The organism is Streptomyces sp. NPDC088197 (assembly GCF_044741185.1).
GTDB lineage: Bacteria > Actinomycetota > Actinomycetes > Streptomycetales > Streptomycetaceae > Actinacidiphila.
Map to the genome: position 1 here is coordinate 43,807 of NZ_JBIUSD010000002.1, position 22,124 is coordinate 65,930.

At 74.1% G+C, this 22,124-nt stretch carries 12 protein-coding genes; 6 read left to right on the forward strand and 6 right to left on the reverse strand.

What is annotated here, in order from left to right:
- Positions 1-61: 61 nt before the first annotated feature.
- From ACIOC1_RS05035 to ACIOC1_RS05050, 4 genes are all read right to left on the reverse strand, one after another.
- Entirely contained in the window at positions 62-1,378 is a 1,317-nt protein-coding gene (locus ACIOC1_RS05035; RefSeq protein ID WP_401852066.1) for a M50 family metallopeptidase, read from the reverse strand.
- Positions 1,375-2,685 carry a 1-deoxy-D-xylulose-5-phosphate reductoisomerase gene (dxr, locus tag ACIOC1_RS05040; RefSeq protein ID WP_401852069.1) on the reverse strand — a complete coding sequence of 437 codons (1,311 nt, stop codon included), beginning with the start codon at positions 2,683-2,685 and terminating at the stop codon, positions 1,375-1,377. Before dxr ends, ACIOC1_RS05035 begins: the two co-directional genes overlap by 4 nt.
- A 29-nt stretch (positions 2,686-2,714) precedes the next feature.
- Positions 2,715-4,655: an acyl-CoA dehydrogenase family protein gene (locus ACIOC1_RS05045; protein ID WP_401723043.1), complete on the reverse strand. Its 1,941-nt coding sequence runs from the start codon at positions 4,653-4,655 to the stop codon at positions 2,715-2,717.
- A gap of 170 nt (positions 4,656-4,825) precedes the next feature.
- Positions 4,826-6,286, reverse strand: coding sequence for an aldehyde dehydrogenase family protein (locus ACIOC1_RS05050; protein ID WP_391050319.1), 1,461 nt, complete (start codon positions 6,284-6,286; stop codon positions 4,826-4,828).
- Positions 6,287-6,851: 565 nt separating this feature from the next.
- Between ACIOC1_RS05050 and ACIOC1_RS05055 the strand changes: the two genes are divergently transcribed.
- From ACIOC1_RS05055 to ACIOC1_RS05075, 5 genes are read left to right on the forward strand one after another with little or no spacing between them, the layout of a single operon-like run.
- Positions 6,852-7,394, forward strand: a complete 543-nt coding sequence (locus ACIOC1_RS05055; RefSeq protein WP_355346580.1) for a CU044_2847 family protein — start codon at positions 6,852-6,854, stop codon at positions 7,392-7,394.
- The gene (locus ACIOC1_RS05060) at positions 7,391-8,353 is read left to right on the forward strand and encodes a trypsin-like peptidase domain-containing protein (RefSeq protein WP_401852073.1); all 963 of its coding nucleotides are present in this window, start codon (positions 7,391-7,393) and stop codon (positions 8,351-8,353) included. Before ACIOC1_RS05055 ends, ACIOC1_RS05060 begins: the two co-directional genes overlap by 4 nt.
- Positions 8,354-8,357: 4 nt before the next feature.
- Entirely contained in the window at positions 8,358-10,085 is a 1,728-nt protein-coding gene (locus tag ACIOC1_RS05065; RefSeq protein ID WP_401852075.1) for a hypothetical protein, read from the forward strand.
- A 54-nt stretch (positions 10,086-10,139) separates the two neighbouring features.
- Complete coding sequence (locus ACIOC1_RS05070; RefSeq protein WP_401852077.1) at positions 10,140-11,252, forward strand: AAA family ATPase; 1,113 nt, start codon at positions 10,140-10,142, stop codon at positions 11,250-11,252.
- A 12-nt stretch (positions 11,253-11,264) separates the two neighbouring features.
- Complete coding sequence (locus ACIOC1_RS05075) at positions 11,265-16,415, forward strand: SAV_2336 N-terminal domain-related protein (RefSeq protein ID WP_401852080.1); 5,151 nt, start codon at positions 11,265-11,267, stop codon at positions 16,413-16,415.
- 15 nt (positions 16,416-16,430) lie between these two features.
- Here ACIOC1_RS05075 and ACIOC1_RS05080 read toward each other — a convergent pair whose 3' ends face one another.
- Together ACIOC1_RS05080 and ACIOC1_RS05085 are read right to left on the reverse strand one after the other, a co-directional pair.
- Entirely contained in the window at positions 16,431-17,978 is a 1,548-nt protein-coding gene (locus ACIOC1_RS05080) for a PucR family transcriptional regulator ligand-binding domain-containing protein (protein ID WP_355346565.1), read from the reverse strand.
- A 192-nt stretch (positions 17,979-18,170) separates the two neighbouring features.
- The gene (locus ACIOC1_RS05085) at positions 18,171-20,513 is read right to left on the reverse strand and encodes an ATP/GTP-binding protein (protein WP_401852083.1); all 2,343 of its coding nucleotides are present in this window, start codon (positions 20,511-20,513) and stop codon (positions 18,171-18,173) included.
- Between the two features lie 278 nt (positions 20,514-20,791).
- Between ACIOC1_RS05085 and gabT the strand changes: the two genes are divergently transcribed.
- The gene (gabT, locus tag ACIOC1_RS05090) at positions 20,792-22,123 is read left to right on the forward strand and encodes a 4-aminobutyrate--2-oxoglutarate transaminase (RefSeq protein WP_355346559.1); all 1,332 of its coding nucleotides are present in this window, start codon (positions 20,792-20,794) and stop codon (positions 22,121-22,123) included.
- Position 22,124 lies beyond the last annotated feature (1 nt).

Here is a 22,124-nt window from a genome sequence, read left to right on the forward strand (position 1 = left end):
GGCGGGCTCCGATAACCGAGGTTACGGCACCCCGCCCACGACCCACACGCCCCTCATCCCATTACGAACTCAGTTTGACGGGGTTGACCACGTCGGCGATCAGGACAAGCAAGGTGAAGGACACAAAGATTCCGGCCACGACATAGGCGATCGGCATGAGCTTGGCGACGTCGAAGGGGCCGGGGTCCGGCTTGCGGAAGACCTTGGCGGCCTTGCGCCGGACGGACTCCCACAGCGCGCCCGCGATGTGGCCGCCGTCCAGCGGCAGCAGCGGGAGCATGTTGAACAGGAACAGCGAGAGGTTGAAGCCGCCGACGAGCATGACCATGGTCATGACGCGGTTGATGGCGGGCTCCTGGAGCGCGAAGACCTCGCCGCCGACGCGGGCGGCGCCGACGACGCCCATCGGGGAGTCCGGCTTGCGCTGCGCGCCGTTGAAGGCCGCGTTCCACAGGTCGGGAATCCGCTTGGGCAGGCTGATCAGAGAATTCACGCCCTGTTTGGCCATGTCGCCCATGTGGTTCACGGAATCGGTGAAGCCCAGCGGCTGGATGTGGCTGGCCGGGCTGAAGCCGAGGAAGCCCGCCTTGACCGTGCCGTCCACGTAGTTGCCGTCGCTGTCGGTCTTGGCGACGGTGTTGGTGGTGATGGTGGGGTGCAGGGTGAGCCGCTGTCCGTCGCGGACCACGACGACGCTGGCCGGGCCGATGCCGTCGCGGATGTCCTTGGACAGGGCGTTCCAGTCGCCGACCGGGTGGCCGTTGAACTCCACGATCTTGTCGCCGGCCTTGAAGCCCGCGGTCTTGGCGGGCGCGACCGGGTCGGAGGGCAGGCACGGGTTGTTCACGTCGCGCTTGGCGGTGTCCGCCTGCGAGATCACACAGTCGCTGACCTGGCTGACCACGGTGGTGCGCATGCTGATGCCGAAGCCCATGAACACGCCGAGGAACAGCGCGACGGCCAGGATCAGGTTCATGAACGGTCCGGCGAACATCACGATGACGCGCTTCCACGGCTTGCGCGTGTAGAACATCCGCGTCTCGTCGCCGGGCTGGAGCTCCTCGTACGCCGCCGAGCGGGCGTCCTCGATCATGCTGCGCCACGGCGAGGTCGACCGGGCGGAGACCTTGCCGTCCGCCCCCGGCGGGAACATCCCGATCATGCGGATGTAGCCGCCGAGCGGCACGGCCTTGAAGCCGTACTCGGTCTCGCCCCTGTGCCGGGACCAGATCGTCGGGCCGAAGCCGACCATGTACTGCGGCACGCGGATCTTGAAGAGCTTGGCCGTGGAGAGGTGGCCCAGCTCGTGCCAGGCGATGGAGACCATCAGGCCCACGGCGAAGACCACTATGCCGAGGACCGTCATGAGAGCGGTCATACGCCTGCTGCCTCCGATGTCGACGCGCTCGTGTTCACGTTCCCGTTCACGTCCGCACTCCCGTTGTTCCCGTTCACGTTCGCGAGTTCCCTGGCACGGGCACGGGCCCACGCCTCCGCTTCGAGGACGTCCTCGACGGTCAGTCGAGTTCCCGTCCCGGGCACGCCGTGTTCCTCGACGACCTTCGCGACGGTGTCCACGATCCCGGTGAACGGCAGCTGGCCGGCGAGGAAGGCGTCGACGCACTCCTCGTTGGCCGCGTTGAACACCGCGGGCGCGGTGCCTCCGAGGCTACCCACATGTCGCGCCAATGCGACGGACGGGAACGCGTCGTCGTCGAGCGGGAAGAATTCCCATGTCGAGGCTTTCGACCAGTCGAAGGCGGGCGCGGCGTCCGGGACCCGGTCCGGCCAGCCGAGACCCAGCGCGATCGGCATCCGCATGTCGGGCGGGCTGGCCTGGGCGAGCGTCGATCCGTCCACGAATTCCACCATCGAGTGAATGTAGGACTGGGGGTGGACGACGACCTCGATCCGCTCGAACGGGATGTCGTAGAGCAGGTGCGCCTCGATGACCTCAAGGCCCTTGTTGACCAGGGTCGCGGAGTTGATGGTGATCACCGGGCCCATGTCCCAGGTGGGGTGCGCGAGGGCGTCGGCGGGCTTGACGTCGGCCAGCTCCTCGCGGGTACGGCCGCGGAAGGGGCCGCCGGAGGCGGTGACGACGAGCTTGCGGACCTCGGCGCGGCTGCCGCCGAGCATCGCCTGGAAGAGCGCGGAGTGCTCGGAGTCGACGGGCACGATCTGGCCGGGCTTCGCGACGGCCTTCACCAGGGGGCCGCCGACGATCAGCGACTCCTTGTTGGCGAGGATCAGCACGCGGTCGGCCTCCAGCGCCGCCAGCGTGGGCCGCAGGCCGATCGAGCCGGTGATGCCGTTGAGCACGGCGTGGCACTCCAGGGTCGCGGCCTGGGTGGCGGCTTCCGGGCCGACCAGCAGCTCCGGCCCGTTGCCGGGGCCGAAGTGCCTGGTCAGGGCCTGTCGCAGCGGCTCCACGGCGGCCTCGTCCGCGACCGCGACCGTATGCACCTGAAGCTGGTGCGCCTGTTCGGCGAGCAGTTCCGCGCGGCTGCCCGCGGCGGAGATGGCCACGACGCGGAAGCGGTCCGGGTTGCGGAGCACCACGTCGATGGCCTGGGTGCCGACAGAGCCGGTCGAGCCGAGGATCACGATGTCCCGTCGGCCGCCGGCCGCCGCCTCTCCGGTCGTGTACGGGCGGTAGTGCGGGTCTGCGAGAGCGTCCGTCATGGGGCCATTCTGTCCTGCCGTGGCGGCTGTCAGTGCACCGGTCGGCGGACGTTGTCCGCCCGCGACGGGCCGGGCTCGGCCTCCGCGATCCACGGGCCCTCGCGGCTGGCGTCGACGATTCCGGCTTCCAGCCAGGTGAGGTCGCCGTTGAGCACGGAGCGGGTGAGGCGGCGGTCGGTGCTGTCGGTGTTGGTCCACAGCCGGGCGAACAGCTCCTCGGTGCGGATGCGCGACTGGTGGCAGAAGGCGTCGGCCAGACGGCGGGCCTCCCGGCCGTGGTCGCCGGTCGCGGCAAGATGCTGGGCGCGGACGCAGGCGGCGCTCATCGCGAAGAGTTCCGCGCCGATGTCGACGATCCGGGCGAGGAAGTTCTGCTTGGTCTCCATCCGGCCCTGCCAGCGCGACATCGCGTAGAAGGTGCAGCGGGCCAGCTTGCGCGCGCTGCGCTCCACGTACCGCAGGTGTCCGGCGAGCGGCCCGAATTCGGCGTACGCGTGCGGGAGCTGGCCCGGGCCCGCGACCAGTTTGGGCAGCCAGCGGGCGTAGAAGCCGCCCGCCTTGGCGCCCGCCTTGGCCTTGTCGCCCAGGGTGGTGTCGGGGTCGATCAGGTCGCCCGCCACGGACAGGTGGGCGTCGACGGCCTCGCGGGCGATCAGCAGGTGCATGATCTCGGTGGAGCCCTCGAAGATCCGGTTGATCCGCAGGTCCCGGAGCATCTGCTCGGCCGGGACGGCGCGCTCGCCGCGGGCGGCCAGCGAGTCGGCGGTCTCGAAGCCGCGCCCGCCGCGGATCTGCACCAGTTCGTCGGCCATCAGCCAGGCGGCCTCAGAGCCGAAGAGCTTGGCCAGCGCGGCCTCGATCCGGATGTCGTTGCGGTCCTCGTCCGCCATCTGGGACGACAGGTCCAGTACGGCTTCGAGCGCGAACGTGGTGGCGGCGATGTACGCGATCTTCGCGCCGACGGCCTCGTGCTCGGCGATCGGCTTGCCCCACTGCTCACGGGCGGCCGACCACTCGCGGGCGATCTTCAGGCACCACTTGCCCGCGCCCGCGCACATGGCGGGCAGCGACAGGCGGCCGGTGTTCAGGGTGGTCAGCGCGATCTTCAGGCCCGCGCCCTCGGCGCCGATCCGGTTCGCGGCCGGGACCCGGACCTGGTGGAAGCGGGTGACGCCGTTCTCCAGACCGCGCAGGCCCATGAAGGCGTTGCGGTTCTCCACGGTGATGCCCGGGGAGTCGGCCTCCACGACGAAGGCGGTGATGCCGCCCCTGTGGTCCTCGTAGGTGTCCGCGCCGCCGTCCGGCTTCGGCACCCGGGCCATGACGACGAGCAGGTCGGCGATGACGCCGTTGGTGGTCCACAGCTTCACGCCGTCGAGTACGTAGTCGTCGCCGTCGCGGACCGCGCTGGTGGCCAGCCGCGCCGGGTCGGAGCCGACGTCGGGCTCGGTGAGCAGGAAGGCGCTGATGTCGGTACGGGCGCAGCGCGGCAGGAACTTCTCCTTCTGCTCCCGCGTGCCGAACATCTTCAGCGGCTGCGGTACGCCGATCGACTGATGGGCCGACAGCAGCGCACCGATCGCGGGGCTCGCGGAACCGGCGAGGGCCAGCGCCTTGTTGTAGTACACCTGGGTGAGGCCGAGGCCGCCGTACGCGGTGTCGATCTTCATCCCGAAGGCGCCGATTTCCTTCAGGCCCGCGATCGTCTCGTCGGGAATCCGCGCCTCGCGCTCGATCCTGGCGCCGTCGACCTTCGTCTCGCAGAAGCCCTTGAGCAGGTCGAGGAACGCCTCGCCCTTCTCCACCGCCTCGGCCGCGGGCAGCGGGTGGGGGTGGATCAGGTCGAGGCGGAAGCGGCCGAGGAACAGTTCCTTGGCGAAGCTGGGCTTGCGCCAGTCCTGTTCTCTGGCGGCCTCCGCCACCTGACGTGCTTCGCGCTCCGAGACCTTGCGTGCGGTGGGTGCGGACACGGTTGCGTCACCTCCGGGTAGCCGGTTACCAACCGGTGCTACTTGTCCGTACTACCCGAATCCGGCCGACCCGACCATCCGCGGCGCGAGGTCGGCCGAATCCCTCGGGGCTCGGAGGCCGGTGCCTGGAGGTCCCGTGTCTAGCGGTCCCGCGCCTGGAGGTCCCGCGCCTAGAGGTCCAGGCCGGTGAGGACCAGCACGCGCTCGTACGTGTAGTCGTCCATCGCGTACTTGACGCCTTCGCGCCCGGTGCCGGAGTCCTTCACACCGCCGTACGGCATCTGGTCGGCGCGGTAGGAGGGCGCGTCGCCGATGATGACGCCGCCGACCTCCAGTTCGCGGTGGGCGCGGAAGGCGGCCTGGAGGTCGTGGGTGAACACGCCGCTCTGGAGGCCGAAGCGGGAGTCGTTGACGGCGGCGAAAGCCTCGTCGGTGCCGTTCACCCGGTGCAGCGACAGGACGGGGCCGAATGCCTCGGCCGAGGCGAGGACGGCGTCGGCGGGCAGGTCGGCCAGGACGGTCGGGGCGTAGCTCGCGCCGTCCCGCACCCCGCCGGTCAGCAGCTTGGCGCCCTTGCCGACGGCGTCGTCGACCCAGGAGGCGACGCGCTCGGCGGCGGCCTCGCTGACCAGCGGACCGACGTCGGTCGCGTCGTCGCCGGGGTCGCCGACCGCCTGCGCGCGCACCTTGGCGACGATCTTCTCGGCGAGCGCGTCGTAGACGGCGGTGTCGGCGATGACGCGCTGCACCGAGATGCAGGACTGGCCCGCCTGGTAGTTGGCGAAGGTGGCGATCCGGCTCGCCGCCCAGTCCAGGTCGGCCTCGGACGACCAGTCGGCGAGGACGACGGCGGCGGCGTTGCCGCCGAGTTCGAGGGTGACGTGCTTGCGCGGCACGGAGTCCATGATCTGGTAGCCGACGGTGTCGGAGCCGGTGAAGGAGATCACCGGCAGCCGCGGGTCCTGGACCAGCGAGGACATCCGGTCGTTCGCCACCGGCAGCACGCTCCAGGCGCCCTCGGGCAGGCCGGTGGTCTCGGCGAGGAGTTCGCCGAGCAGCAGCGCGGACAGCGGGGTCGCGGGGGCGGGCTTGAGGATGATCGGCGTGCCGACCGCGATGGCCGGGGCGATCTTGTGGGCCACCAGGTTGAGCGGGAAGTTGAACGGCGCGATGCCCAGCACCGGGCCGCGGCTGAAGCGGCGGGTCAGCGCGAGCCGCCCGACGCCGCCGGCGTCGGTGTCCAGCCGCTGCGCCTCGCCGCTGTTGAAGCGGCGGGCCTCCTCCGCGGCCCAGCGGAAGACGGACACGGCGCGGCCGACCTCGCCGCGCGACCACTTCATCGGCTTGCCGTTCTCCGCCGTGATCAGCCGGGCGACCTCCTCCGACCGCTCCGCGAGCCGCTTCGACACGTGGTCGAGCGCCGCCGCGCGCACATGGGCGGGCGTCGCCGAGAACGCGTCCTGCGCCGCCGCTGCCGCCGCCACCGCCTCCTCGACCTGGGCGTCCGTCGGCACGCTCACCCGGCCGACCGCCGCGCCGTCCCACGGGCTGGTCACATCGAAGGTGTCCGTACCGGTGGCCTCACGGCCCGCCAGCCAGAACGCGTACGCGGCTGCGCCTGTCGTTGTCACGGTGGGTCCCGCCCTTCAGAAGTTCGATTGTGCTGCCGTCCCGTCTCTCACGGTAGGCGCGCCCGCGGACACCGCACGTTGTCCACGACGTAGTACGTGCCCACTGACGCGCGCCGTAATGGCCGGAATGGCCCGGCCGCTGCGAGGGGGCCCTTCTTCCGGGGACCGCCGGGGCCCGGCGGCGGCCGGTCGGGGCGTACCGGACGGGGTCCGGTGGGGCGTCGGTGCCGGGGAAGGCGGGGCCGGACTTACGTGGACCACCAGGGGCCCGGCGGCGGCCGGTGGACCGCCGGTGCCGGGGGACGGCAGGGGCCGGGCTTATGGGGACCGGCCGCGTTCGGCAGCGGCCCGGCGGGGTGACCGGAAGCCTTCCGGCGGCGGCTGGCGAGCCTCCGGCCAGGGGCCGCGCGGGCGGACGGCGTCGGGTACGGCCTCAGGAGGGCCGGGGTACGGCCGGGGTACGGCCGGTCGGCGGCAGCGGCTTCGGCCGGGGGGCAGGTGGGGAAAGCCGCACGGCGTGCCCTCGGGCGCCTCTATCCTGCTGGCGGGACGGGGAGGGAACGCCATGACGGAGACCGTGACGATCGACCTGGGCGACGGCTCGACGGTGGAGGCCGAGGTCATCGGCGACCTCACCTTCCGGCAGCCCGGTGAGGCCGCCTCCGGCGCGGGCGGCGCCGACGCGTACGGCGACGTCGGTGTCGACGTCGGCCGCCGCGCCGCCGCGCTGGGCTCGGCCGTCGCCCTGAGCCTCGGCCAGGTGCGCGACACCGTCCGCAGTGTCGGCCGCTGGGCGGCCGAAACGGTGACGGAGGGCGGCGCCGCCGGTTCCCCCGACGCCTTCGAGGTCGAATTCGGCCTCAATCTGGCCGTGAAGTCCGGCCAGCTCTTCGGGATCATCGCGGAGGCGGGCAGCGAGGCCAGCCTGACCGTACGGCTCTCCTGGGACCTGGCGGCGCGCAGAGCCCGCGCGGAAGCGGCCGAGGCGGCCGTGGCGGCTGAAGCGGCTGAAGCGGCTGAAGCGGCCGTCACGGCGGTGGTCGGAGCCGCCGCGGACGGGACCGGCCCGGCCGGGGACACGGGCTCCGGGTCCGGCGGACAGCCGTGAGCGCTGGGGCCGTCGCCTGGTGGGGCGCCGGGCCGCTGGGCGGCGAGGCGCACTTACGCGCGGTGTGGCTGGAGATCGGCGGGACCTTCCGGGGCAGCGGCTTCCTCGTACGGGACGGGCTCGTCGTCACCGCCGCGCACGTGGTGGCCGGAGCGGCCGGAATCGTCGTACGTCACCCGTCCGGCGGTGGTCCCGTGGCGGCGGACGGCGTACGGGCGGTGCCTCCGCACAGCGACGGCGGGCGCTTCCACCCGTATCCGGACCTGGCGCTGCTGACCGTGGCCGGGTGGTCCGGGCACCCCGTCGCGTCGCTCGCGGCCAGCGACCCCGAGCCGGGCACCGAGGTGACGGCGCTCGGCTACTCGGAGTTCACCCCCTCCCCCGGTGTCCAGCCGGACTCGCTCGCGCTGCGCACAGGAGCCAGGTCAGGCGACTTCTTCCGGGTGCTGGGCGACGGCGTCCGCGAGGGCTTCAGCGGCAGCATGCTGCTCGACCGGGCCGGTCTCGTGGTCGGTGTGGTGAAGGGCAGCCGCTCGTACCGGGACGACCGGGGCGGCTGGTGCACCCCGGTCTCGGCCCTGCGCGGCCTCCTGGGTATCGCCGACGCCCCGGCCGGCTCCGCCGCGACGGCCGCCGCGCCCGGCCCGCCGCCCAGCGACATGGAACTGGTCGACGCCCTGCTGGCGTTCCCCTCTCTGGGACGCGCGGACAACCGCTACGACCTGCTCGACCGGATGGGCGACCACCTCGGCCTGCCGTACTCCTTCGAGGTGGAGGAGCGGCCGGGCCGCCGGGACCACCTCTTCCGGCTGGTGCTGAGCTGCCGCCGGTTCCGGGACGAGGGGGCCGCGTGGCGCGCCCTGTTCACGGCGATGGAGGAGATCGTGCCGGACGACCGGGCCTTGGAGCGGCTGCGCGACCTGGTCGGGCGGGCGATCGGCGGCTGGGGGGACGCGTAGCGCGATGGGTTCCGTGGAGGGGAAGTGGACGGCGAAGCGCCTGCTGGGCAAGGTGGGCAGGGCCGGGGACGGTCCCGGTCCGGCGGCCGACGGGGGTCCGTGGCCGGTCGGCGCGGCCGAGCTGCTGGGTGAACTGCTGGAGGAATTCCCGCAGTTGTCCCGGCACAGCGACCGGCTCGACCTGCTCCAGCGGATGGACGAGGCGGCGGAGCGCCACGAGCCGCGACCGTACGGTCCGGGCGGCGTGCGGGGCGCGCGCCGGGCCCGCTTCCGGCTCGACGTCCGCGAGGAGTTCGTCGCCCGCGCCCACCTGCGCAATCTCGTCGGCGCGATCGAGACCCGCCCCGACCCCGACGCGGCACTGGACGCGCTGCGGGCGGCGCTGCGCGGTCAGGCGCCGTACGACAAGGCCCTGCCGTGGCTGGAGTTGGCCGTCCTGGGCCTGACCGGCGCGGCGCCCCTGCCGCCCGACGCCTCGCTCGCCGTCCTCACCGCGCTGCGCGCGGACCTCCCGCATCTCCCCTCCCCCGCCCAGCTCGCGCGCCATGTCCCGCACGGCGCGCCCGGCACCGCGCTGCTCACCGGCCGCGAGACCCTGCCGGAGATCCTGGTGCGCCTGTCCGACCTACGGGGCGGCGGCCCCGGCGGCGACGCGGGCCGGGCGGTACCGCTGCTGCGCTTCCTCGGCTCCGTCACGGCCGACACCGACCTTGCCGCGTACGCCCGTTGGGCGGCGCTGCGCGAGCTGCTCGGCGCGCTGGGCGGCGGCCGGGCCGGGGACACCGGGACGGCCGGCGGCGGAGCGCAGAGCCCGGAGGCCGCCGACCGGCTGATCGTGCAGATCCGCGTCGAGGCCGCGGGCCCCGAGCATGTCGAGGACGGCAGCTACGAACTGCGCGGCGCCTACTACCGGCAGGCCGTGCACGGCGGCCCGCTGCGCCGGGTGGCGGCGCTGCCGCCCAGCGAGCCCTTCCGCCGCAGCGAGCTGACCGGCGCGGGCAGCGCCCGGATGTCGGCGTGGACGGAACTGGCCCGCGAGGTGCGCGGCGCGGGCGGCGGTGTCCGGGTCGAATTCCTGCTGCCCGAGGCCCTGTTGGGCTACAGCGCCGAGCTGTGGTCGGCCGGCCCGACCCGTACCCCGCTCGGCCAGCACCACCCCGTCGTCGTACGGTCCCTGGAGCGGTACACCGACTCCTGGGTCATCGGCGCGTGGCGGCAGCGCTGGCAGCACCTGCGCCGGGACCCGCAGCGAGCGGCGGCGGCCCCGCTCGGCGGCGGGAACGGCGACACGGCCGGAACCGGGGCTCGGGAGGCGGACCCGGCGGACGACGCGCTCGGCAGGATCTCCTGGCCCCGGCTGCACGGGCGGTCCGCCGCGGCTGAGCTGACCGAATCCCTCGTACGGCAGCCCGAGTTGGCCTGCCTCGGCCTGACCGTGCCGTACGACCGGCTCTCGGCGCACCTGCTCGCGGCCGTGAAGGACGCGCTGTACACCGAGGGCGTGCCCGTCATGCTGTGGCGGCGCGACCCCGGCGACCCGCGCGAGCTGGTGACGGCGCTGCGCGCCCACCCCCCGGCCCGGCTGCTCGACCTGCCGGAGACCGTGCACCGCTGCCGCAAGTACGGCAGGACGGCGGGCGCCGACGACGTGCGGAACAACATCACGCTGCTCTGGGACGACCCGGACAGCGTGGATGCCGACCAGGACACGCCGTACGCGGGGATGGCCTGACATGCGGACGACGCGCACAGGACGCACAGGACGCAGAGGACAAGGAGCGGTGCGGTGACGGCGAACGGCGACGACTGGTGGGTGTACCGGGGTACCGGCACCCCGCACGACGGCATCGACGGCCTGCCGGAGGCCCCCGCCTGGCGGGCCTTCGGCACCGAGTACGGCGACCCCGGCGAACTGCCCCCGCCGCCCGCCGACGGCACGGGACCGGGCGCGGACGGCGCGACCGCCCGGCGGCTCGGCCGCGACCGCCAGGCCGTCGCCTATCAGGCCGACCGGCGCGAGGTGCAGCTCGTCAACCTGGCCCTGCACCTGCGCCGCCCCCTGCTCATCACGGGCAAGCCGGGAGTCGGCAAGTCGACACTCGCCTACGCGGTCGCCCACGAACTGCGCCTCGGTCCCGTGCTGCGCTGGCCGATCACCAGCCGCGCCACCTTGCGCGACGGCCTGTACGCGTACGACGCGATCGGCCGTCTGCACGACGCGGGCATGGGACGCGGTCCGGCGGGGAGCACGGGCGGCGCGGGGACCGACGGCACCGGGGGCGGCACCGGGGGCGGCACCGGCAGGGAGGAGCCGCCGCCCGTCGGCCGCTATCTGCGGCTCGGTCCCCTCGGCACGGCGCTGCTGCCCTGGCGGCACCCGCGGGTGCTGCTCATCGACGAGATCGACAAGAGTGATCTCGATCTGCCCAATGACCTGCTGAACGTCTTCGAGGAAGGCGAATTCGGGATTCCGGAACTCGCCCGGCTGGGGCCGGGTGATCAGGAAGTCATGACCGCGGACGGTGCGCGGACGGCCACCGTCACTGGCGGGACGGTGCGCTGTGCTCAGTTCCCCTTCACCGTCTTGACGAGCAACGCCGAGCGGGAGTTCCCGGCCGCGTTCCTGCGTCGCTGCGTCCGGCTGGAGATCCAGCCGCCGGACGCGGACCGGCTCGCCGCGATGGTCACCGCGCACCTGGGACCCGGCGCCCCCGGCGCGGCGGCCGAACGCGCCGCGGTCATCGCCGAGTTCCTGCGCCGCCAGCGCGAGGAGGGCGCGGAGCTTGCCAACGACCAGCTCCTGAACGCTCTGTTGATGGCCGACCGCGGCCTGTGGTCGGGCCGGCAGGACCGCGAGTTCATCGAGAGCGTCCTCCTCCGCCCCCTCAACGAGTCCTGACCCGCGCCCGCCATGCCCCCACCGCCACCGCCACCGCCGCGGCCACCCGAGCACCCCGACGGGCTCAGGGCCGTACTGGCCGGGCTCCTCGGCGGCCACGAGGACGGCCCCACGGCTGTCGAAATGGCCGACGTGGTGTGGCTGGCACGGCTGGCCGGACTGACGGCGGAAGACGGGGCCGACGAGGTGGACGGCAGCGGCCCGGAGGAGCCGCCGCGGGCGGTCGCACCGGAACCGGACCCCGTACGGCCGGGCTCCGAACCGGCGGAGCGGGAGCGCGCACCGGACCCCGTACCCGGACCGCGCCGCCCACCGGCCGCGCCCGCCACCCCCGCCCTGCGCGTCGGCCTGCACTCGCTCACCAAGGCCGCGCCCGCGCCCGGCGGCCCCGCCGCGCATGTCGTGCGGGTCACCCAGCCGCCCGCGCTCAGCGGTTCCCTGGACCTCGCCCGCGCCCTGCGCCCGCTGCGCCAGTCCGTGCCCGCGCCGGGACCCGCGGTCCTCGACGAGGAGGCCACCGCCCAGGCGACCGGCGAGGCGGAGTATCTGCTGCCGGTCTGGCGGCCGGCGAGCGAACGCCGGTTCTCCGTCGACCTGTTGATCGACACCGGCGCCACGATGGCGGTCTGGCACCGCCTGGCCACCGAGCTGTGCACGGTGCTGGAGCGGCACGGCGCCTTCGGCGACGTACGGTGCTGGTCGCTGTCGACCGACGGCCCCGCGCCGCGCCTGTCCCCCTTCCGCCGCCGCAAGTCCGCCCGCCCGGCGGCCCCGGCGGGTCCCGCGGGTCCGCGCTGGAGCCGCGCCCTGGAGGACCCCGCCGGCCGGGCGCTGCTGCTCGTGCTCACCGACGGCGTCGGCCCCGCCTGGTACGGCGACGAGCTGCCCGAATTCCTGGCCCGCGCGGGCCGGGAACGCCCGGTGGCCGCGCTCCAGGTCCTGCCGCGCAGGCTGTGGCACCGCACCGCGCTGCGGACGGCACCGGTCGAGCTGCGGGTGCCCGACGCGGCGCGGCCGGTCGCCGAGGTACGGACGGCCGCCGCCGTGCCGGGCCTGCCGCGCGGCGCCCGCCCGCACGGGGTGCGCTGGCTGCCGGTGATGGAGGTGGACGGCTCCTGGCTGGCACCCTGGGCCGGTCTGGTCGCGGGCCGCGTGCCCGGCTGGTCCCCGATGCTGGCGGCGCCCGTACACGGCGCGCCCCGGCCCGCGCGCGCCGCCGCCCCCTCGGAGCCGCCGGGCCCCGCGGAGCGCGTCGCCCGCTTCCGTTCCGGCTGCTCCCCCGACGCCTTCCGCCTCGCCTGCCACCTCGCGGCGGCCCCGCTGAGCCTGCCCGTCATGCGGCTCGTCCAGCAGGCCACCGTCCCCGGCTCCGGCCAGACCGACCTCGCCGAACTCTTCCTCTCCGGCCTGATCGAGCGCCGCGGCCCCGCCCCCGATGACGCGCCCGCGCCCGCACCGCCCACCGACCCCGACGAGGTCGTCTACGACTTCGCCCCCGGCGTCCGCGACGCGCTGCTCGCCGAGCTGACCCGTACCGAATCCCTGCACGTCCTGGACGACGTCCTCGCGCGCGTCTCCGGCCGCGTCGCCGCGACCTTCGGCGGCACCCTGGACTTCCGGGCGCTGGCCTCCCTGGCCGTCGACGCCGCCTCGGCCCCCGCGGCGGCCCCCGAGAACGGCGCCTCCGGCCGGCTCCTGCCCGAATGCAGCCTCCCCTTCGCCGAGGTCGCCGCCGCCGTCCTCAGCGGCGCGGGCGGTCAGCACCGGGCGCTGGCACGGCAGTTGACGGCAGCGGCCGAGGGACGCGCCCTGGACGTGCTCGACGCCGGGCCGCAGGAGGGGCCAGCAGCGACGCCGCACGCCTCCACCGTCCCGCACCCCGAACGCCTCCTCCCCGTCCCGCCGGTCACCACCCCGCCCGATCCCGAGCGGATGATCGGCCGCGCCCCCGAACTGGACACCCTGAAAAGGACGTTGCGACCCTCCCCCGCCGACCGCACGGCGGACCGCGGCTGGAGCATGCCCTCGGTGGCCGTCGTCGTCGGCGCGAACGGGTCGGGCCGCACCCGCCTGGTGCAGGAGTACGTCCGCAAGTACGGGCCCCGGCACAGCTTCGTCCACCGGATCGACGCACGGACCCGGCAGAGCCTGCGCGAAGGGCTGACCGCGCTGGAGTCCGCGCTCACCCCGGACCGGGAGCACCGCTCCGCGCCCCCCACGGACCTGTGGGCACGCCTGGGCGCACACCGCGACTGGCTGCTGATCTTCGACCGGGTCCGGTCCTACGGCGAGGGCCTGCGCGAGGCGCTGGAGGGATGCCTTCCCCCGTACGGCCGGGGCTCCGTGCTGTTCACCGTGGCCTCCCTCGACGGCGTTCGCGACCCGTCGAGCCTGGGCACCGTCGTCACCCTCGGCGAGCTGACCCGCGCCGAGATCATGGACCACCTCACCGCGAACATCGAGCCCGACCTGCTGGCGCTGGACCGCTCCACCCCGAGCAGGCTCTACGAACTGGCCCAGCGCATGCCGACCAACCCCGGCGCGCTCCAGGCGATCGACGTACGGGCCGAGTTCGGCCGCCTGTTCGGCAGCCCCGACGAACCGGTCCTGCCGCTCTACGAGTGGGCCACCGCCAAGGGCGACCGGGGCCTTGCCGGATACGTCTGGGGCGGCAGCGTGTGGCTGGTGGCGGCCGGTTACGGCCAGGGCGCGCACCTGTGGGACGCGGCCGGGAGCGCGGGCCCGGGCGTACCGCTGGAGGGCGGCCCCGACGCCGTGCAGACGCTCACCGTCTTCCCCGACGCCAACGGCCGTCCGCAGGCCGCCGTCGCGGGGATCGGCGGCGCCGTCTCCCTCTGGGACCTCCTTGCGGGCACACGGACGCGCACGCTCGTCGCCGGCCCGTCGTTCGGGGCGCACCTCCTGACGAGCTTCACCGACGCGGACGGACGGCTCGTCCTGGTCACGGCGGGCCCTGACGTCGCCCTGCGCTGCTGGGACCCCGGGACCGGCACCGAATTCGGCTCGGCCCTCACCCCCCTGGTGGGCCGCGTCCGCGCCCTCACCTTCTTCACCGGCCCCGGCGCACGGCCGCTCTGTCTCCATGTGACCGGGGACCACCCGCCGGAGAACCGCACCGTCCACGTCAGGGACGCCGCCAGCGGCGAGGAGGTCGACAGCGACCTGCCCGCACGGCTCGGACAGGTGGAGGCGCTCACCACCGTCCACGTCCACGGCCGGCCCGACCTGGTCGCGGCGATCGACGCCGAGGGCACGGTCACGCTCTGGGACACCGCGTCCGCTCAGCCGGTCGGCACCGTCGCCACCGGGGACACCAGCCGTGTGGTGGCCGTCGCCGCCTTCAACGGCACTTACGGCAGGCCCCTGTTGGCCACGGCCTCGTCCTTCGGCCGCGCGCGGATCTGGGACGTGGCGTCGGTGACGGCGGGTTTCACGGCGCGGGAGGCGGCCGACGCCGGTCCGTTCTCCCCGGTGCTTCCCCTCAGCCCCGACCTGCTGCTCACTCTGTGGCTGCTGGACTTCCTCGACACCGGCGACGGCGTCACAGGAGCCACGGTGTCCGCGCTGTGGGCGTCGTGGCCGGAGGGACGCGGTCCGTCCTCCGAACTCCCCGTCGACACCGCACGGTTGGTGGAAGGCAATCTGGCCGAGGTCGACGGGACGGCGCTGCGGCTGACCGAGTCGGCCCGTACCGCCGTGCGGGCCCGGGTGACCCGCCAGGACGCCGCGCGCTTCCGGCGCGCGCTGGTCGGGACCCTGTCCCGCTTCTACCCGGAGCCGACCCCCGATCCCGCGACCTGGGCCGCGTACGAAAGTGGGCCGCCGTTCGGCGAGTTGGTCGGGCGGGTCATGGATACCCGCGAGGACCAGGTGCTCCCCACCACCGACCCCATCCTCACGCTGCTGGTGAACTGGAGCCGGTATCAGCTGCTGCACGGCTCCGCGGCGGAGGCCGAACGGCTGGCCCTGATCGCGCTGGGCGACGACAGGCCCCTGTCGAGGTCGCTGTTCATCCCCAACGAGCGCCAGAGTTGGCGGATCATCTCCCTGCGGGCACGGCTGGCGCGCGGCCTGGTGCGGCAGGCGCTGGAGCGCTGCACCGAGATCGAGGCGGCTCCCGGCGCCGGGCGCGGTTCGCCTTCCGCGAAGGAGGAGGCCGCGCTGGCCAGAGCCGAACTCGCGCTGTGGTGTGGCTCGTTGGATTCGGCGAAGGAGGAATACCTGAGGCTGGAGCCGACGGTGTCTCAGCGTGGTCGGCGCCTTGTCGGCCAGGGTCTCCTGAGGCACGGGTTCGTGACCGGCGACCTCAGCCGGGCGTCCCGGTCGTACGGCCGGTCGCCGGAGCCGTCGTCCTGGGGAGGTCGCAGGGACGACATGACGGCGGAACTCCTCGACAGCTGCCGGGACTCGTTCCTCGACGCCTCGATCGCGGCCGCCAGGGACGAAGTGTCATCGTCCGCCATCGGTGCCGCTGTGCCGCTGGCCGAGGAGGCACTCCTGCGGTTGCGCCTCGGCGCCGCCGACAGCGGCACCGAGGCCGACCTCGCGTCTCTGGCCACGGCCGCGACACGCGAGCACTTCGATCTGTACCTGGCCCTCACCGAATTGCTCGCGACAAGCCTCGCGCAGTACGCGTCCGGCTCGCAGTGGGCCGAACGGGAACCGTACAGCGACGACCGGTGGTATCGGGCCATCACCCGGGCCCAACGGCACATCGATGCGATGCGGCCCTTCGTGGAGCGCGCGAACGTCGAACGGCCGCATCTCTACGCGCGGTTCAGGACGGCGGAGGGCCATGTGCTGCTGGCGGCCGGGGACGTCCAGGCGGCGGCGGTCCAACTGCTGCGCGCGCGCGACGCCACCGTGGACGTCTACGGCTCCCGGTGCCCGCTGCTGCCGCGCCTGGAACTGCTGCTGGCCCGCGCCCGTGAACTGGCGGGTGACCGGTCGCGGGCCGAGGGGCACCTGTCCGCCGCCGAGTCGCTGCTGGACAGCCTCTTCGCCGACCGCCCGCACCAGGACCGGGTGACCGCGCTGCGGGCCAAGTCCCTGCTGGCGAGGCGGCGTTCGGACGCGCGGGACGCCGAGCGGCAGGCGCAGAGCATGGCCGCGCGGCTGCTGGCCGACAACCGGCAGGGCTGACCGCGGGCCAGCGCCTCACGGCCCGGTCTTCAGCGCCAGCCACAGCTCCATCCGCACGTCCGGGTCGTCCAGCGAGCGGCCCAGGATTTCCTCGACGCGCCGCATGCGGTAGCGGAGCGTGTGGCGGTGGACGCCCAGGTCGGCGGCGGCGGCGTCCCATTGGCCGTGGTGGGAGAGCCAGGCGTGCAGGGAGGCGACGAGGTCGCCGCGGGAGGTGGCGTCGTGGTCGCGCAGCGGCCGCAGCAGACCTTCGGAGAAGGCGCGGACGGCGTCGTCGGCGAGGAGGGGCAGGACGGAGCCCGCGCCGACCTCGCCGTGCTCGACGAGGTTGCGGCCGCGGCGCAGGGCGACGGCGAGGGCGCGTTCGGCCTGGCGGTGGGCCTCGGGGACCTCGGCGGGGAGTACGGGCGCGGACAGTCCGGCGGCCAGCGCGTCCTCGGCCTCGGCGAGGTCGGCGGCGGTGGACAGGGCCATGGACTCCTCGGCGGCCAGCACGATCAGCCGGGGGCCCTCGCGGACCGCGAGGAGTGCGTCGCCGGAGCGGGAGGCGACGGCCTCGGCGCGTTCGCCGAGGAGGGTGACGGCGTCGGCGCCCGCGGTGGCGTGGGCCTCGGCCGGTTCGGCGATGAGCACGCGGACCGGGTGGTCGAGGAGGGTGCCGTAGAGCTTGCCCGCGACGCTGCGGGCGTGGCCGGGCTCCCCGGCGAGCAGCATCCGCAACAGGGCCGCGGCCAGGCGCTGTTCGGCGTCCTGGAGGGTGCGGGACTGTTCGAGGGAGAGGGTGAGCAGGGCGACGGCGGCGTGGACGACGTAGCGCGCGGCGGTGTCGAGGCGTTCCTCGGTGCCGACGGCGAGGAAGCCGCGGGGGCGGCGGCCGGTGCCCAGCGACTGGAGTTCGACGCGGTCCTCGCTGCCCGCGGGTCCCGCGACGGCGGCGCTGGCCGGGGCGGGGGTGTCGCGCAGCCGGTCGATCTCGCCCGCGAGCCGGGCGGCCCTGCGGCCCGCCCAGTCGGGGGCCGCGGCCAGGACGGCTCCTGAAGCGTCGTAGAGCGCGGCCCAGCCGTCGAGGTGCTGGGCGAGGCGGCTGAGGAGCGCGGCGGTGCCGTCGGGGGCGAGGGCGGCGCGGGTCAGTTCGCGCTGGGCCTCGAAGCCCGCCGTGACGGCCTTGTACTGGTCGGCGGCGACGGCCGCGGAGACCGCTTTGCTGATGGCGATGAACGGGGTCTTGCGCGGCACCTCGAACAGCGGCAGCCGGGCGGTCTCCGCCGCGGCCACCAGGGCGGGGGGCACGGCGTCGTGGCCGACCCCGACGCCGAAGCCGAGGCCGACGACTCCGGCCGCCGCCAGCCGCGTCACGTACGCGCGTATGTGCTCCGCGTCGTCCACGGGCAGTTTCAGGCCGGTGGTGAGCAGCAGTTCGCCGCCCTCCAGGTACGGTCCCGGGTCGTCCAGCTCGCTGGTGTGGACCCAGCGCACTTCGGTGTCCCCCAGCCGGTCGCCTCCGGCGAGGACGGTGAGCTTGAGGACCGAGTGGTGGGCGAGGGACGCGAGCGTGAGGGGCATAGGTGCCTGGTACGGGAGAAGGCCGATTTTTGGCCGACCGGGAGCGGTCGCCACCCCCAATTGTGCCGCACCGTCCAGCGCTGCCCTGACGCCAGCCGCCAATACCGGACACGCACGCCCCGCCGCCGCCCGACCCGACCGGGCCCGCACGCCATCAGCCGCCCCCGGTGCCGGGCCCGCACGCCCTCGGCGCTACCCCCGCAGGTCCACCAGGACCGGCGGGGCGCTCTCCCCCGCGGTGGTCGTGAGCGAGACGACGGCCTGCCCGGCGGGCACGGTGTGGGCGAGGTCGGAGGCCGACCAGCGTTCGCGCTCGACCTCGCGGACGGTGACGGCGTCGGCGGTGACGACCCGGCCGGTGATCATCCGGCGTGCCACGCGGTTGACGCGCTGCGCCATGCCGCCCGACTGGTCGGCGCGGGTGACCTCGCGGGTCTCCACCCGCGTGGTGCCCCAGGACTCGGCGAAGAACTTGCCGTCCCACGGCGTGACCCCGGCCAGGGACATCCGGCAGCCCGCGGCGGCGACGAGCGGGCCGCGCAGGTGCTCGGGCACGTCGGCCAGAGTGCGCAGGCCGAGGACCATGCCCGCCGTGGTGGACGGCAGGGCCGCCAGCGCGCGGACGGTCTCCGCGGTGACGGCCTGGCCGATGTCGTCGACGATCAGGCAGACGAAGCGGGTCCAGGTGCGCTGGGCGCGGACGGCGGCGGTGAACTGGGCGAGCAGCAGCCGGACGAGGATCCGGGAGGCTTCGGCGTGGCCGCGTTCGGGCAGTTCGATCCGCACCCGGATGGGGTGGACGAGCGCTTCCATCGAGAACGGCCGGGCCCGGTCGGGGGCGCCGAAGGAGCCGGCGAAGGCGGGCCGGTCAAGCAGCGCGATCCGGTTGGCGAGGTCGCCGCCGATGTCCCCGGTGCGGGCGGACTGCCGCTGCCTGGCGTCGAGTTCGCGCAGCAGCGTGGGCGCGCCCGCCGCGTCCACGGCGCGGCGCAGGTCCTCGTACGCCTCGGGGGCGCCGTCCAGCAGTTCGCGGAGCACCGGCACCGGGGGGAAACGGCCGTGGGCGGCGGCGTAGGGGCCGAGGAGCTGGCCGAGGGCGGCGACGGCGCGGCGCTGTTCGGCCTCGGGGCCGTCGACGAGGGCTTCGGCGAGCAGCCAGGCGGCCATGTCGGGGTCGGTGGTGCCGCCGTACAGGTCGAGGCTGTAGCGGGAGGCCGGGTCGCCGGGCGCGATGACGACGTCGTACGCCTCGTGCGGTCCGAGGTCGGTGTCCGCGCCGGCCACGACGACGACGGCGGCGGTGCCGGTGAGCGCCTGGAGGCAGAGCGACTCGGCCGCCGGGCGCATGACGCGGCGGGTCCTGTCGGCGCCGGGCGGGCCGACGACGAGCAGTCCCGTACCGAGCAGTGCGGGGTCGAGGGCCATGCCGGAGCCGCGGTACTGGAAGCCGTTGCGGTCGTCCTCGACGCCGCGGCCGATCCTGACCTGGCCGCCGAGCAGGTCGTGCGGGGCGGTGCGGGCGGGCAGGTCGCGCTCGCCCGACGGGTGGAGGCAGGCGCCGCCGCCGAGGCGCCGGACCTCGTCGGTGAACGCCAGGACCTCGCGGGGGCGCTGCCGGGTCTCGTCCCACGCGTGCCGGACGCGGACGCAGTCCACGTCGTTCATCCGGCCCAGGCCCACGTCCCGCGCCAGCCGGTCGGCCGCGTCGGAGCGCCCGGCCGCGCGCAGTTCCGGCCAGTCCGCGGGGGTCTCCCCGAAGGGGTCGGCGCCGGTGCGGGTGTACGAGGGGGCGGCGGGGCGCGTTCCCGCGGTGTCGTCGGGCTGCCAGCCGGGGATGCCGAACCAGCCGCCGAATGTGGCGCAGGGCCAGGCGATCAGCGCGGCGACGAGGGCGTAGATGGCGTAGGTGACCGCGGCGGCCCGGTTGGGGTTGCCGCCACCGCTTATCCACGAGTACGGGAAGAGGTCGAGCACCGTGTCGAGGAGGGGCACGTAGCCCGTCCAGCTCAGTTGCCACACCAGGGCGCCCGCGGCGAGCGCGAACCAGCCGCGGCGCGCGGGGGTGTTCAGGAAGCGGCGGGCCGCCTCGCCCCAGTTGCCGAGCCTGCCGGTGATCCAGACGATCACGGCGGCCGACAGCACGCTGTAGAGGTTCTGGGTGAAGACCTCGGGGCGGGACTGGTGGCCGCTGAAGGACCAGCTGTGCGGGGTCAGGATCTTGAGCGGGAACTGCCACCAGGGCAGGAAGCCGTTGTTGCGCAGGGACCAGATGAGGATTCCGGCGAGGAGGGCGAGTGCGGCGCGGCCGAGGACGCGGCCGTCGGGGACCCGGTCGGCTTCGTTGGGCACGTGTCCGTAGGCGTACACGCCGGGCGCGTCGGAGATCCGCGGGGTGCGCAGCCAGCGCTCGGTCTCGGACATCGGCGGTGCCTGTTTGGGCACGGGGGGCGCGGCGGCCGGGCGCGCCGGTGTCCCGGCGGGCCGGGGCGGCACCTCGGGCCGGTGGCCGTACCCGTGCGCGCCCTCGTGATCCATGGCATCCATGGTGCGTGCCCCTCGCCCCTCGTCGCCGACGATGCGCTCAATGTAGTCGAGCGGCTACCGCCGTAAAAGGATCTTGCCGGTGGCGGGCGGTGGCACGCCGCGGCGCGCGCACTGGCCGTTACGGCGAATCGTCGGTGGGCAGTGTTACCTATCGGCGTATGCGGGCGGGCCGGGACGCGGCCTAGCCTGCGGGAAGAGCTGAAAAGTCCGAAGAGATCCGAAGAGACACCGCACAGACACCGCCGCCCGGCTTGAGGAGAGCACCCGCCATGACCGCACTTCCGCAGGAACGCAAGCTGGTCACCAGCATTCCCGGCCCGAAGTCGCAGGAGCTGTCGGCGCGCAAGAGCGCCGCGGTCGCGAACGGGGTGGGGGTGACGCTGCCGGTGTACGTGACGCGCGCCGGGGGCGGCGTGGTGGAGGACGTGGACGGGAACCGGCTGATCGACTTCGGCTCCGGGATCGCGGTCACGTCGGTGGGCAACAGCGCGGAGGCCGTGGTGCGCCGGGCCACGGCGCAGCTCGCCGACTTCACGCACACCTGCTTCATGGTGACGCCGTACGAGGGGTACGTGGAGGTCGCCGAGGCGCTGAACGAGCTGACGCCCGGCAGCCACGCGAAGAAGACGGCGCTGTTCAACTCGGGCGCGGAGGCGGTGGAGAACGCGGTGAAGATCGCGCGTTCGTACACCAAGCGCCCGGCGGTCGTGGTGTTCGACCACGGCTATCACGGCCGGACGAATCTGACGATGGCGCTGACCGCGAAGAACATGCCGTACAAGGAGGGCTTCGGGCCGTTCGCGCCCGAGGTGTACCGGGTGCCGCTGGCGTACGGCTTCCGGTGGCTGACCGGGCCGGAGCACGCGGCGGAGGAGGCGGCGGCGCAGGCGATCGACATGATCACCAAGCAGATCGGCGCGGAGCACGTGGCGGCGATCGTGATCGAGCCGATCGCGGGCGAGGGCGGCTTCATCGAGCCCGCCAAGGGCTTCCTGCCGCGGATCGCGCAGTTCGCGAAGGACAACGGGATCGTGTTCGTCGCGGACGAGATCCAGACCGGCTTCTGCCGTACCGGTCAGTGGTTCGCGTGCGAGGACGAGGGCGTGGTGCCGGATCTGATCACGACGGCGAAGGGCATCGCGGGCGGTCTGCCGCTGGCGGCGGTGACCGGGCGCGCGGAGATCATGGACGCGGCGCACGCGGGCGGCCTCGGCGGCACCTACGGCGGCAACCCGGTGGCGTGCGCGGCGGCCCTGGGCGCGATCGAGACGATGAAGGAACTGGACCTCGCGGCGAAGGCGCGGCGGATCGGCGAGGTGATGAAGGCGCGGCTGACCGCGCTCCAGGAGAAGTTCCCGGCGATCGGCGAGGTCCGCGGGCGCGGCGCGATGATCGCGGTGGAACTGGTCGAGCCGGGCACCACGACCCCGGACGCGGCGCTGACCGGCGCGATCGCCCGCGCGTGTCACAGTGCGGGCCTGGTTGTCCTCACTTGTGGCACCTACGGCAACGTGTTGCGTTTCCTCCCGCCGCTGGTTATCGGGGAGGATCTGCTCAACGAGGGCCTCGACATCATCGAGGGGGCCTTCGCCGGGGTGTGAC